16 protein-coding genes and 1 pseudogene are annotated in these 13735 nt (G+C 40.5%); all 17 read left to right on the forward strand.

All coding sequences use genetic code 11. From position 1 onward, the window contains the following. The first annotated feature begins 38 nt into the window (after positions 1–38). The gene (locus B5G33_RS02105; protein ID WP_242974439.1) at positions 39–806 is read left to right on the forward strand and encodes a flavodoxin; all 768 of its coding nucleotides are present in this window, start codon (positions 39–41) and stop codon (positions 804–806) included. A gap of 7 nt (positions 807–813) precedes the next feature. Continuing rightward, positions 814–1818, forward strand: a complete 1005-nt coding sequence (locus B5G33_RS02110) for an aldo/keto reductase (protein WP_087416586.1) — start codon at positions 814–816, stop codon at positions 1816–1818. 77 nt (positions 1819–1895) lie between these two features. After that, a pseudogene (locus B5G33_RS02115) lies at positions 1896–2714 on the forward strand (aldo/keto reductase). A gap of 209 nt (positions 2715–2923) precedes the next feature. Further along, a complete protein-coding gene (locus B5G33_RS02120) occupies positions 2924–3766 on the forward strand; it encodes a DUF362 domain-containing protein (protein ID WP_334293380.1) in 843 nt (280 codons plus the stop codon). 86 nt (positions 3767–3852) lie between these two features. Beyond that, the gene (locus tag B5G33_RS02125; protein WP_087416588.1) at positions 3853–4755 is read left to right on the forward strand and encodes a permease; all 903 of its coding nucleotides are present in this window, start codon (positions 3853–3855) and stop codon (positions 4753–4755) included. Positions 4756–4919: 164 nt separating this feature from the next. Beyond that, positions 4920–5297 (forward strand): hypothetical protein, encoded by a 378-nt coding sequence (locus tag B5G33_RS02130; RefSeq protein WP_087416589.1) that lies wholly within the window; start codon positions 4920–4922, stop codon positions 5295–5297. Beyond that, positions 5298–5507, forward strand: a complete 210-nt coding sequence (locus tag B5G33_RS02135; protein WP_204247319.1) for a flavodoxin — start codon at positions 5298–5300, stop codon at positions 5505–5507. 163 nt (positions 5508–5670) lie between these two features. Further along, a complete protein-coding gene (locus B5G33_RS21305; RefSeq protein WP_158229565.1) occupies positions 5671–5838 on the forward strand; it encodes a hypothetical protein in 168 nt (55 codons plus the stop codon). Beyond that, positions 5838–6098, forward strand: coding sequence for a DUF6262 family protein (locus B5G33_RS02140; protein ID WP_087416590.1), 261 nt, complete (start codon positions 5838–5840; stop codon positions 6096–6098). The genes B5G33_RS21305 and B5G33_RS02140 overlap by 1 nt, the downstream gene beginning before the upstream one ends. 182 nt (positions 6099–6280) lie before the next feature. After that, on the forward strand, positions 6281–7552 hold the full coding sequence (locus B5G33_RS02145) for an ABC-three component system protein (protein ID WP_087416591.1): 1272 nt from the start codon (positions 6281–6283) through the stop codon (positions 7550–7552). Further along, complete coding sequence (locus tag B5G33_RS02150) at positions 7545–8261, forward strand: ABC-three component system middle component 1 (RefSeq protein ID WP_087416592.1); 717 nt, start codon at positions 7545–7547, stop codon at positions 8259–8261. Before B5G33_RS02145 ends, B5G33_RS02150 begins: the two co-directional genes overlap by 8 nt. A 4-nt stretch (positions 8262–8265) precedes the next feature. Then, the gene (locus B5G33_RS02155) at positions 8266–10554 is read left to right on the forward strand and encodes an AAA family ATPase (protein ID WP_087416593.1); all 2289 of its coding nucleotides are present in this window, start codon (positions 8266–8268) and stop codon (positions 10552–10554) included. 158 nt (positions 10555–10712) lie between these two features. Next, positions 10713–10928 carry a flavodoxin gene (locus B5G33_RS02160; protein ID WP_330396630.1) on the forward strand — a complete coding sequence of 72 codons (216 nt, stop codon included), beginning with the start codon at positions 10713–10715 and terminating at the stop codon, positions 10926–10928. Next, positions 10904–11122, forward strand: coding sequence for a hypothetical protein (locus B5G33_RS02165; protein ID WP_087273408.1), 219 nt, complete (start codon positions 10904–10906; stop codon positions 11120–11122). The genes B5G33_RS02160 and B5G33_RS02165 overlap by 25 nt, the downstream gene beginning before the upstream one ends. Positions 11123–11229: 107 nt before the next feature. Then, positions 11230–12027 carry a Fic family protein gene (locus B5G33_RS02170; protein ID WP_087416594.1) on the forward strand — a complete coding sequence of 266 codons (798 nt, stop codon included), beginning with the start codon at positions 11230–11232 and terminating at the stop codon, positions 12025–12027. Between the two features lie 214 nt (positions 12028–12241). Continuing rightward, positions 12242–12415, forward strand: a complete 174-nt coding sequence (locus B5G33_RS21550) for a hypothetical protein (protein WP_204247320.1) — start codon at positions 12242–12244, stop codon at positions 12413–12415. 44 nt (positions 12416–12459) lie between these two features. After that, positions 12460–13656: an ATP-binding protein gene (locus B5G33_RS02175; protein WP_087273404.1), complete on the forward strand. Its 1197-nt coding sequence runs from the start codon at positions 12460–12462 to the stop codon at positions 13654–13656. Positions 13657–13735 lie beyond the last annotated feature (79 nt).

Consider the following 13735-nt stretch of genomic DNA (forward strand, 5'->3'; position numbering starts at 1 on the left):
AGCGGACATGGAATTTTAGCAAGAAAGGACAGTGGGGTATGAGAAAAAGAATCGCAGCATTAATGATAACAACGATTTTTGCCCTGACAGGGGCAGGGTGCAGCCAGAATGATTCTTCCGGGCAGGCAGCAGACAGCAGCAATGCCCAGGAGGAGGAGGCGGCAGAAGACGGCAATGCCCAGGAGACTCCAGCAGAAGATACCGGAGATACAGCTTCTTCCGATACGGAAACGGCTCAGGAAGGCCAGTCTGAAAGCTCCAATATCCTCATCGCCTATTTTTCTGTGCCTGAGGATGTGGATACAAAAGGAATCGACGCCAATGCAGGAGCCAGCGTTGTGGTAAGAGAGGGCCAGGTCATGGGAAATCTGGAGTATATGGCAGATGTAATCCAGCAGACCATTGGCGGAGATCTGTTCCGGATCGAGACTGTGGAAGAATATCCTCTGGACCATGAACCACTGGTAGATCAGGCAGCCGAAGAACAGGATGAAGAAGCCAGACCGGAACTGTCCACACAGATAGAGAATCCGGATCAGTATGACACTATCCTTCTGGGGTATCCTAACTGGTGGGGGGACATGCCTATGGCGCTGTACACTTTCCTGGAGGAATATGACTTTTCCGGAAAGACCATTATTCCTTTTACTGCCCATGGAGGCAGCGGTTTTTCTGACACAGTGGATACCATTGCAGAGCTTCAGCCAGATGCAGAAGTCAGCGATGAGGGACTGAGTATTTCCAGAAATGATGTAGCAGAAGCTCAGGAAGAGATCAGCTCCTGGGCCCAAGGATTAGAGAGGTGAAGATAAAATGAAAAAGCGTATTTTAGGAAAAGATTTAGAGGTTTCTGCAGTGGGACTGGGCTGTATGGGCATGAGCCATGCCTACGGCCCTGCAGCGGATAAAAAAGAGATGACAGAACTGCTGGCCCAGGCGGTAGAGATGGGCTATACCTTTTTTGACACAGCGGAGGTCTATGGAACCCCTGAGAATCCCCACGATAATGAGGAACTTCTGGGAACGGCGCTGAGGCCTTACAGAGACCAGATTGTCCTGGCTTCTAAATGCGGAATCCGGTTTGACGAGACTTCTTCTGCAGTGAATAAGCCTCTGATACCCGATGGAAGGCCGGAGACCATTAAGAAATCTGCAGAGGGCTCTCTGAAACGACTGAATACAGACCATTTGGATCTTTACTATATCCACAGGATTGACAAAAATGTGCCTATTGAGGAAACGGCAGGAGCTATGAAGGAACTGATAGAAGCCGGAAAGATTACCCATTGGGGTATTTCCGAAGCAGATGAGGACACTTTGCGGAGGGCCTGCAAAGTCTGCCCGGTAACTGCAGTACAGAACCGCTACTCTATGATGTATCGGGATTATGAGGCGCTGTTCCCTGTACTGGAGGAGCTTCAGATTGGATTTGTGGCCTTTTCCCCGCTGGCAAACGGATTTCTTTCTGCGAAGTACAATAAGGATTCCAAGTTTGCAAAAGGAACCGACTACCGCAGTGTAATGCCTCAGTTTTCACCAGAGGCCATAGATAAGAACCAGGAGATGCTCCGGTACCTGGAAGAGATAGCAGATAAGAAAGACGCCACCCCGGCTCAGATCTCTCTGGCCTGGATGCTGGCAAAGAAGCCCTGGATCGTACCCATCCCCGGAACCAGAAAATACGGAAGACTGCTGGAAAATGCCCAGGCTTCAGAGGTTGAACTCACAGACCAGGAAGTCAGGGAACTGGATAAAATGCTGGATACGGTTCCTATGTCAGAAGTATTCGGCGGTTCCAGAGTAAAAGAAAAAAAATAGGGCAACAAAAGAAAGCAAATTAAAAGTAGAAAGGAAGATGCTTTATGGAATATGTAACTTTAAATAATGGAGTAAAAATGCCAAAGCTTGGATTCGGAGTTTTTCAGATCAAGAATCCGGCCCAGTGTGAACAGGCCGTCCTGGACGCTATTTCTGTAGGTTACCGGCTCATCGATACAGCGGCTTCCTATGGAAATGAAGAGGCTGTAGGCCAGGCCATTAAGAAATGCGGAGTTCCCAGGGAAGAACTGTTTATCACCACAAAACTGTGGATTTCTGACACCAGCTATGAAGGAGCCAAGGCTGCTTTCCAGAAATCTCTGGATAAACTGGGACTGGACTATCTGGATCTGTACCTGATCCATCAGCCTTTGAATGACTATTATGGCGCCTGGAGAGCCATGGAAGAATTGTATAAAGAGGGAAAAGTACGGGCCATCGGTGTGTGCAGCTTCTATCCTGACCGTCTGGCGGACCTGATTGCCTTTAACGAAGTGGCTCCTGCAGTAAACCAGGTGGAAGCAAACGTTTTCTTCCAGCAGAAAGAGCCTCAGGAATACATGGAGTCCAAAGGTGTGGTCATGGAAGGCTGGGCGCCTTTTGCAGAGGGAAAAAACAATCTGTTTCAGAATGAGACCCTTCAGAAGATCGGAGATAAATACGGAAAGAGTATTGCCTAGATAGTTCTCCGCTGGCTGCTTCAGAGAGGAATCGTATGTATTCCTAAGAGTGTGAAAAAAGAACGTATGGAGCAGAACTTTAACGTATTCGATTTTCAGCTGGATCAGGAGGATATGGAGAAGATTGCCGGACTGGATACAGGCACAAGCTGTTTCTTTAACCATCGGGATCCGGAAGTAGTAGAGAACCTGGCAAGCCTTGTGAGAAATGTATAAAACTTAGGAAAGGAGTCTGAATGAAAAAGAAAATTGCAGCGGCGGTGGTGCTGGTAATTGTGATCCTGGCCTGCATTATAGGCTACTATCTGTACAGGATGTGGCCTATGCTGAGCACCACTATGGGAGAAGTGGAAAATACAGAGGAACATCAGTCTCATCTGGCGGGAGATCAGCCTTCAGAGGAGGAAAATGTATCTACTGTTTATATGACTACAGAAATTTCTCCTGAGGGACTGATGAATGCTTACCAGGCCCTGGGAGTGGAGCTGACAGGAGAAAATACGGCAGTGAAGCTGTCTACAGGCGAACCGGGAAGCAACTATCTGGATCCGGATCTGATCAAAGATTTGGTCCAGTATGTGAATGGCACTATTGTAGAGTGCAATACAGCCTATCAAGGCTCCCGTACAGAGACGCAGATGCACTATCAGGTAGCAGAAGACCATGGATTTACGGATATTGCAGATTTCGTGATCATGGATGAAGACGGCTCTGTGAGTATTCCGTTGGAGGGCGGTAACCGGATGACCGAAAATCTGGTAGGGGCCCATTTCCCGGAGTATGACGGATTCCTTGTGCTGTCCCATTTTAAGGGCCATGCCATTGCCGGATTCGGCGGCGCTATTAAAAATATTTCCATTGGAATGGCTTCTCAGGAAGGAAAGTGCCTGATCCACACGGACGGCGCCAGCCATACCAGCCCCTGGGGCGGAGCCCAGGATCCCTTCCTGGAGTGCATGGCGGAGGCTGGAAAGTCTGTGCAGGACAGCCTGAACGGAAATATTCTGTATATCAATGTGCTGAACCGCTTGTCCGTAGACTGTGACTGCGACTCAAGTCCTGCAGAGCCGGACATGCACGATATCGGTATCTTGGCTTCCACGGATCCGGTAGCCATTGATCAGGCCAGCGTGGATCTGATCTATGAAGCAGAAGACGGAGCTTCTCTGGTAGAGAGGATGGAATCCCGGAATGCGGAGCATGTGCTTCAGCATGGAGAAGAAATCGGCCTGGGAAACCGGAGCTATGATCTGGTATCTATTGATTAGGCTTTTCAAGGTGACTGCTGAAAACCGGATAAGGGAACTGGCCGGAATCTTTAGACAAGAATGAAACAGAACAGGAGAGAAAGGGCATGTTGGAAGTTATAGAAAGAGAATTTATCTATATCAGCTATTATTTTATGGTGCAGCTGCGGCAGATTTTTGTCTACTGGGTGGCAGGCATGGTCATTGGCTCTCTTGTCTCTGTATTTGCAAAAAATGCCATCCATAGTCTCTTTGGAGGACTGAAAGATAAAAAAATGGGAATCTGGGGAGTGATCCCTGCAAGCCTGCTGGGAACCTTATCTCCCCTGTGCATGTATGGGACCATTCCCATTGCTGCCTCTTTTTCCCGGCAGGGAATGCGGGACGACTGGCTGGCGGCCTTTATGATGAGCAGCATTTTGCTGAACCCTCAGTTAATGCTTTACAGTACAGCCCTGGGAGGCCAGGCTCTGGCGGTCCGGCTGGTTACCTGCATTTTCTGCGGGATTCTGGCAGGGCTACTGGTACATTTTCTTTGGGGAAAGAAAGAATTTTTCCGCTTCGACGGGTTTGCGCCAGGCCCAGGCCGTGACACGGACCCTGATCTTTTCCTCCGTTTTTTTAAAAATCTGGGGAGAAATGTGAGAGCTACGGGCCCATATTTCCTCATAGGCGTTCTTCTTTCTGCATTGTTTCAGAGATATGTACCGGCAGATGCTTTTGCCAGTCTTTTTGGAGAGAATGAGGGATTCGGCCTTCTTTTGGCAGCTACTATCGGCGTGCCCCTTTATGCCTGCGGGGGAGGGACTATACCCCTTCTGCAGCAGTGGCTGGCTTCGGGCATGAGCATGGGCGCGGCAGCCTCCTTTATGATCACCGGCCCTGCCACCAAGATTACCAATCTGGGTGCTTTAAAAATCGTGCTGGGCTTCCGGCATTTTTTTCTATATCTGATTTATGTGATGCTTTTTTCTATGGTAAGCGGATTTATTGTAAACCTCGTGCTATAGGACAAGAGACAGGAAAGAGATGGGTCTGGGGCGGGAGTCCACACAGAAACCATAAGGTTAATACTGGAAAACTAATGGAGTATTCTTTTAAGAAGAATACTCTTTTATAATAAAGCTGCAAAGTGAAATACAGAAAAAACACTTTATGAAAGAGAGGATATGATATGGCATATAAGAAGAAATACGCAGCATTTCTGCTTACTGCAGTGCTGGGAGCATCTCTGGCAGGCTGCGGCGCTTCCGGAGGAAATACCCGGGAAGAAACTGCAGCTCAGACAGAAGCAGCACAGGAGGATGCAGCCCAGGAAGGCACCACCCAAGAAGATACTGCACAGGCAGATACTGTGCAGGGAGAGGAGAGTACAGAGAGCAGCTCTCAGGAGACAGACGAGGCAGGCAGTTCGGAAGAGAATGCAGGAGGAAGCAACATTTTAATCGCTTATTTTACCGCAGCGGAAAACAGCGGTGTAGATGCAGAAGCTTCTGCCAGTTATTCAGAAGTAGATGGAGAGGCCAAGGGAAGAATGGAGGCCCTGGCATAGATGATCCAGGCGGAAACAGGAGGAGACCTGTTCTCCATCCAGACAGAGGAAGTTTATCCTGCCGATGGAGGAGACTTGATCGACTATGCTGCCGAAGAGCAGGATGAAGATGCCCGCCCGGAACTTAGCACACACATTGAAAATCTGGATAATTACGACACGATCTTTATCGGCTATCCTAAAATGGAGCAGGGTTTTAGCTGTGTATAGCGTCTACCAAGTAACAATACAACCGAATATAGCCACACAATACACAAAGCATAGGAAAAAATGTGTATGCAGTAAGTGGGAATATATAATGACTGGCAAGGAGAAAAGACACTCCATATGCCAGTTTTTTGTTAGGTAGATTGTAGATCACACCAGAGATGAGATGAAAACGCTGAATTCTAGCATTACCAGAATGGACGAGCAGATTGCCCGGTGTATGGTGATTCACCAAATGCTTAGTACCTGGATATCGGATACGCTGACCTTGCAGCCGGATTGTGTATATGAACGAGACGAGCAGAACAGGAGCGGATCAGCGTACCGAAGCTGATGAAGATGACAGGACTGTCGAGAGGATTCTTTTATAAGAACGCAGAAGTCCGCAGGGAAATGGATCTGGCACTGGAGCGACAGACCGGGGTGATCGACAAAAGACGGGGAATCCTTGATAGCGCTATGGATAAGCAGATAGAGACCTTGCAGTATCAGATTGCACAGCTGCAGGCAGAAAATGAAGAACTGAAAAAGAAGAATTTGAGATTGCAGAAAGCACTGAACAAAAGAGACGTAAACCTCGCAAAGAATTTGTAAATCATAAAATTGAAAACAATCAACACTGACCGGGTATGCGGGACGCATACCTGTTGGTGTTATGGAAATAGAATGCAAATTGCTTTTACCTGAGAATAATTCCATGATTTTTATTCAATTAACTCGACTTATTATTTATTTGTCGTATAATGATAATATAAATCATGTAAGGAGTTAATGTTGTGGGTAGAGGTAATGATGCAATACCAACATGGAGCGGATTCAATTATCAAGGAAAAATGATGCTATTATATGTTTTGGAATTGATAAATCAAATAGAACAAGATAAAGACGAAAAAATATATTCTGTCGAATTAGAAAAAGATGAGGATTTTTGTATTATCTGTGATTCAGAATATAAGTCATTTCATCAGGTCAAAGCCTATTTGTCAAAAAACAAATGGAATAGTTATAGTAAAGCTATGGACAAGCTGTTACAGCATAGAGCTGAGTCAAGTAATCCAACAGCAAAATGTTATCTTACAGTTGCGAAAGAAATAGAAGATTGGGAAGATACATCCAACACATATAATACAAGTATTGAATTATATAAAAGATCAAACAAAGTAGTTGGGGTTTGTGAAGTCAGAGATGAAATCAATAAAGAAATTGCAATATATTTGAAAAATAAAAAATACACTGACAAAGCGATAGAAGTCGTATATGCAGAATTATGCTTATTTTTAGATGATATTATTGCAAAAATGCATAGACAAGCTTTCGGGAAAAGAAAGTATATAATAAGTTTTTCTGACATTATAGGACTTGTAGAAGCTGCCATCGAAAAAGAGGAAGTTCGTAAAGAATTCTATTTAAAAGAAAGAGTTTACGAATATGTCATGGAGAATATTGAAAAGGCTTTGAATAATTTATGTGAAGAGGAATGTGCAACTTCTCTAGAAAATTGTAACAAAGTATGTGCAGCTAAATGTGGATATGAAAAGATAATGGAAATTATTGATTATAGTCAGTTTTGTAAATTGCTTAATCCAAGTAAACGAGAAGATTGGGACAATGAATTAGCTTTGGTAGAAAACTTGCCGATTGAAAAAATACAAAGTGAAATTTATGAATTGTTATACCAAAGTGATACTCCTGAAAAGGTTACAGGGGATAATTATGGATTATACTTACAATCAAAACATTCGCAGGCACCAAACCAACAGATCATACCTACATTTTTAGATTTAACACGTGGAGCTAAAAAAGAACAGGCGTTGCAGCGTATTTTTCAAAATATTATTAATAATACAGACATTATAGATATACTAGCAGGAAATAGCATTACTGTTATTCCAGGAAGTTATTCAGGCTCGTTGTCTCAGGCACAAATTACATCTGGTTGGAAAGAGAGTTCTCCTGATAAAGTAAATGGATATTACAAAGATATAGAACTGATCTCGGCACAGGAATTGAAGGAAAAATTCGAAAAAAATGGAGGTAATCATGATTGACATAATAATGGATATCATTCGCTTATTAAATGAAGGAAATGTTATTCCGATGCAAAAGGATCAAAACACAAAAATTGATTTATATAATGACCAAGTGCAATTATTTGTGGATAGTTCGGGAGAAGAAAACAAGTATTATTATTTTGCTGAATTTGCAATAGATGATGAACAGGATAATTTAGCACAGATTGAAGATGTGGTATTAAATAGTGATGTATATACAGTTATAGGAAAGCCTAAGCCAAGTAATTCATATATGATATTATTATGGAAGGTAGAGCAGATAGATGAAAGCCTATATCCATACATCATACAAATTGAAGAAAACGAATTCTTTTATAAAAAATATGTATTCTACTACACAGAAAAGGAACAGAAATGTTTTTCGGAATGGTATGGGACATTGAATATTGATAAAAAACCGGTGCTTGATACAGTATTAGAGGCATTGCAGTCTTTGAACGATGAGTCGGATCAGATGCAATTCTTGACTCGGCTATTGAGCAAAGTTCCATTTTTTAATCCGGTATTTCCGAAAGCTGTCATGAATGATTTTAGTAAAATGGTAAGACAAAAAATAGATGGGATAAGGAAACAAAAGAATACTGTTGAAATGATAAATGATATATTCATAAAGTCGATTGAAGAAGAAACTTTTGATACAGAAGTGTTATCTGACATGATATATCAAAAAATAATGGAGGAATAATTGGATGGGGTATACATTTAAAAGTATCTGTATTAGAAACTTTAAATATATAACAGATAATAAGCCTTTGGAATTTGATTTTATGAATAGCAATATTGTAATTTTGGATGGTCAGAACGGATATGGCAAGACTACATTATTTGATGCCATTGAAATTCTACTGACGGGGAGAATAAAGCATTTTAATCCAAGTTTACAAAATCGAAAAACGGAAACTTTGGGAACACTGGCCAATGATATGGGAAAAGATATAGTTATTACAGCTATTTTATTATCCGATATCGGCGAAGAAATGCATATAGAGAGAAAACTTTTATGTAAAAATGAATTCAAAAGTAGTCTTAAGCTTAACGCTCAAGATATTAGTCAGGATGAACTGTATAATAAACTTCATTTGAGTTCGAGTATGTTTGAAATAGGTACATACATTTCTCAAAGTGAATCTTTGGACTTTTTACAAAATAAGTATAGGGATAGAAAGAACTCGGTATCGTCTCTTTTGGATGATTCTGAAATATCAGATAAAATTCAGGCATTGAAATCAGTTCAAGAATGTATTTTTAGTAAAGTGCAAAAAGAGACTGAAGAGAAAGAGAAACAAATACAAGAAATCGAGAAAAAAGTAAAAGAGATAAAAGAGCAGGCAGATCATATTGTCATAAATACAGAATTGCCAGGCGAAGATATACGATTATTTGACGATGTAGAATATGGATTTGATGTTATAAGATTAGATCAAGGAGTTACTTATGAGACAGTTATTCAACAACTTAAGCAAATTGAAGAATTTCTAGAGAATTATGATGAATTTGTTCGATACAAAACCAATTCTATTATACGGGAATTACAGAGAACTCCCAAAAAATTGTTTATGGCATTATTCTATCAAAAAGAAATAGAATTACTTAAGAAAAAAGAGGATCTAATAAACGAGTTAATTAAAAGTAAAGAATTGTTAACAAACTATACAAATAGCATATGGTCAGTGGATAAAACAATTTTTCAAAAAATCAAAATCGATCCAGAAGTAATAAAACAAATAGAAACACTTTTATTAAAGCAGAAAAAAGAACAAAGTCAGTTGAACGATGCAGATAAAGTTTTGGCACAAATGACAAGGGCTAGAAGGGGGCTTATTAAAGAATTCAATACTGCTGTGGAGGCTGAAAAGTTCAGTAAAAATAAATGCCCACTGTGCGGAACTATTTTTGAGGATATTGATTCAGCTATTACAGAAACGGAACAATTTATAAAAAATATTCATACGGATGGTATAAAAATAATTGAAGATCTTGAAATTCAAATAGTAAATTTGTTCGAAGAAAAAATTATTCCTGTCTTAAAAGAGTTTCTTGAGGAAAACAAAATATTAATAAACATAAACGATAGTTTACTAGGTTGTAAAGGGCTCTCAGTGGAGAAATTACAGCAATTAATGGACAAAGCAAATATATCGGAATTCAATTCTAAGGAAAATGAAAATTTCGATATTGAAGAATTTTCTCAAAGATATGAAACGCTACTGAAGGAACTTAAGGAAAAAGAAGTTCCTAACAAAATTATTTTTCAAGAAAAGCAGGTTGAACTGTATAAATCAATTCACAATACTTACTACCATAATAAGAAACCACAGCATACGGTAGAAACGTTACGAAGTAAGGAACAATTTGTTGCAAAGCTATTTAATGACAATCTCTCTATGAGACTTTCTTCTGAAGAGACACAAATGAAAAAACTTAAAAGTGATTATGAGAAATATAAGAAGAAAGCAGATATCATGGTAGACTCGGTAAAAATATTGCTTAACAAGTACGAGGATGCAAACAAAGAATATCAAACACAACTTATCAATGCAATTAAAATTCCATTGATGGTATATAGTGGAAGAATTATACAGAATTATCCTTTAGGTTTAGGAATTAGAGCAGTTGTTAAAACTAATCAACTAGTATTTGAAGCAGGTTGCAAAAGTGGAAATGATGTCTATAATATTTTGAGTACAGGACAACTAAATGGTCTTTCGATTGCATTGCTGCTATCAATAAAAAATGTATATGGCAATACAGAGGGGTTGGACATTTTACTTATAGATGACCCACTTCAAACTATTGACGATATAAGTGCAATTTCCCTTGCAGATTTATTGACACAGCAAGGGATTGGGCAAATTGTATTGTCAACACATGAAGAAACGAAAGCAGCTTTGCTTCGATATAAATTTAAACGTGCAGGAATGAGTGTTTTAGAACAGAATATGCAGGCACTTTATATGAGAGCAGTGACAGAAGAATAGAAAGAGAGTGGAAGGCCAGAGATAAACGGAATCAGACTTTATCGCTGGCTTTTCCTATAAAAATCGGAACACAGTACACAAGTCTACATCCAGTTAAATCCCGAGTTTTTAAGGGATTCTAGGAAGGGGCTCCATTTTGCTATCCGATCTGGTGGGGCATCGCCGCCTGGCCGGTAGACTCCTTTGTAGAGAACAATGATTTTACAGGAAAGACTGTGATTCCATTTGCAACCTCCGCATCATCAGGACTTGGCGAAAGCGGACAGCTTCTGGCGGACATGGCAGGAACTGGAAACTGGCAGGAAGGTATGAGATTCGGCTCCAGACCAGACGAAGCAGATGTGCAGGAATGGGTGAATGGACTGGGGTTGTAAACATTGAGAACAGAATAGGTAGAAATAGGGGCAGGGTATTGGGTATCCTGCCTTTTTTAGTGCCATTTAAGGGGCCAAAAGAGATTTTTAAATGGCATTTTGAATTTCTTAAAAATAGGAAAAAAGATAATTTACTTATTGGGAGGAACAACAGCTACGCTGATATTCTGATAGATATCGCTGTGATTCTATGATATACTATGTGGCAAAAGAATCACAGGGCAAAGGGTGTTTTTTTGGGGCATGATAATACCAGGAAAGCAGAAACCATTCATTTGATTATATATGGGAGGCAGATACCATGCCATTATTTGACAATGAAAATAGAATCTTACAGATCGAAACAGAAAAAGAGGAAATTTTTAAGTTTATGGAAAATCCGCTGATCAGTCAGCCGTTTACCGAAGATTTTGCCAAGAGGTTTTCATGGAGTACAAATGCAATCGAGGGAAATACACTGTCACTGGAAGAAACAATCGCAGTGATCGATTACGATGAAGTAAGATCGAACCATACCTATTCAGAATATACAGATGCAAAAAATGCGTACTATGCAATTCGGAAAATGCTGCTTCCCTTTGCGAAGACAGTTATTGATGAAGAGTGGATCCAGAAGGCAAATGGATATATCAGACATATGCAGGGAGAGTATAGAGATACCACGGTTTATATTGGAAATCTGGCGGAAGCTGTATACTATCCGCCGGATCCGCAGGATATTCCGGAGCTTATGAAAAGTTGGATCAGGGAAACAAATATAGAAGCAGTGACAGTGAAAGAGGTTTTTGAAAAAATTGCAGCCAATCATGTCCGGTTTGAACGGATCCATCCTTTTGCAGATGGAAACGGAAGAACCGGGAGGATGATCATTAATCAGCAACTGATCAATAACGGGTTGCTGCCTGTCTCAATCCAGCCGACTGGAAAGTACAGAGAAGCATTCAGAAGATATGATAAAAGAGAAGATCTTTCAGAAATGGTCTATGTTTTGTTGAGAAGCGAACTGGAATCTTTTGACAGAGTCCGCAGCCTGGCTTTGAAACTTTCCAAAGATCGGGAGAAACAGAAAAAGGAAATGAAACATATTCAAAACAGATAGAATCGATAGGATCTGTAACAGAAGGCCATCCGGACAAAATGTAACCCAATCGTGGACATTATACTGGATGTGTGTCTGAAAGAAGATGCCACACTTTTGTATCCTGTTAAGCCCAGTAAAATCAAGGGCTAGGAGAAACGACCTCCGGTTTAGTATCCGGTCAGGAGCGGATGAAGCGGATGTTCAGGAATGGGTGAATGGACTGGGACTGTAATTGTTAGAAATAGAATATGCAGAAATGTGGGCAGGGTGTATGGCATCCTGCCTTTTTGCATGGGAAAAAGAAACAGTCACAGGGTCATTTTCAAAAAATAAAATATATTGTTTTTTTGAAAGCGATATCTTGCATATACTCTATGCAGACGATATAATAAGCACAACAGTATGATTTCGAAAAAATAAAAAAATATAATTTTTGAAAGTGGTGACAATATGAAAATAATTACGAGGAGAAAATACCTTGATAGAATTATTGAACTGAATGGAACGCCTGATATTAAAATTATTACTGGTATTCGACGCTCGGGCAAGTCGAAGCTGATGCAGGCGTATATTGAATATTTGAAAAGTCAATTTGAAAATATTAACATTATTTTCATTGATTTTATGGACCTGGCATATGAAGAAATTAAGGAATACCATGCATTGCATTCCTATGTGGAAGAAAATTATCAGGCAGGAAAAATAAATTATCTTTTTGTTGACGAAGTCCAGATGTGTCCTAAATTTGAACTTGCGATCAATAGTCTGTATTCTAAGGGAAAATACGATATTTACGTAACTGGCTCAAATGCTTTTTTGCTGAGTGCTGATCTGGCAACTCTTTTTACAGGACGTTTTATTGAAATTCATGTGTTCCCTTTCAGTTTTCAGGAATATTGCCAGTATTATGATGAAATCAGCGATAAAGACAAGCTTTTTGATAGTTATTCAATGCAGGGCGGTCTTGCAGGTTCCTATCTGTATAGAACAGAGAAAGACAGAACGAACTATATCAAAGAGGTTTACGAAACGATTGTTACAAGAGATCTGGTGCAGAAATATGCCTTGCCTGATACGTTTGTTCTGCAGCGGTTGAGTGAGTTCCTTATGGATAATATCAGTAACCTGACATCTCCGAATAAGATCAGCAAACTGCTGACAGCTAATACGATTACGACGAATCATGTGACGGTTGGAAAATATATTAAATATTTGTGTAATGCCTTTGTTTTTTATGACATTAAGCGTTATGATATTCGGGGGAAAAAATATCTGGAAAGTTCAGAAAAATTCTATTTATGTGATACTGGTATCAGGTACGCAGTTCTCGGAAGCAGAAACATGGATTATGGTAGAATATATGAGAATATAGTCTGTATCGAACTTCTTCGCCGTGGATATGATGTTTATGTCGGAAAACTGTATCAGAAAGAAATCGACTTTGTGGCACAGAGAGGAAGCGAAAAAATATATATTCAGGTAAGTGATGATATTTCCGGACAGGAAACATTTGAGAGGGAGTGTTCACCGCTGCTTCAAATACGAGATGCTTATCCTAAGATGATTATCGCCCGGACCAGACATCCGAAATACAGCTATGAAGGAGTTAACATTCACGATATAGCTGACTGGCTGCTGCAGGAATAGTTTGATGGAGTGGGGAATGGGAGAATGGACTGGGTCTGTAACTGCTGAGAACAGAATATTTTGGAAATATGGGCAGGGT

The sequence above is a fragment of the Blautia sp. An81 genome (assembly GCF_002161285.1).
Classification (GTDB): domain Bacteria; phylum Bacillota; class Clostridia; order Lachnospirales; family Lachnospiraceae; genus Blautia; species Blautia ornithocaccae.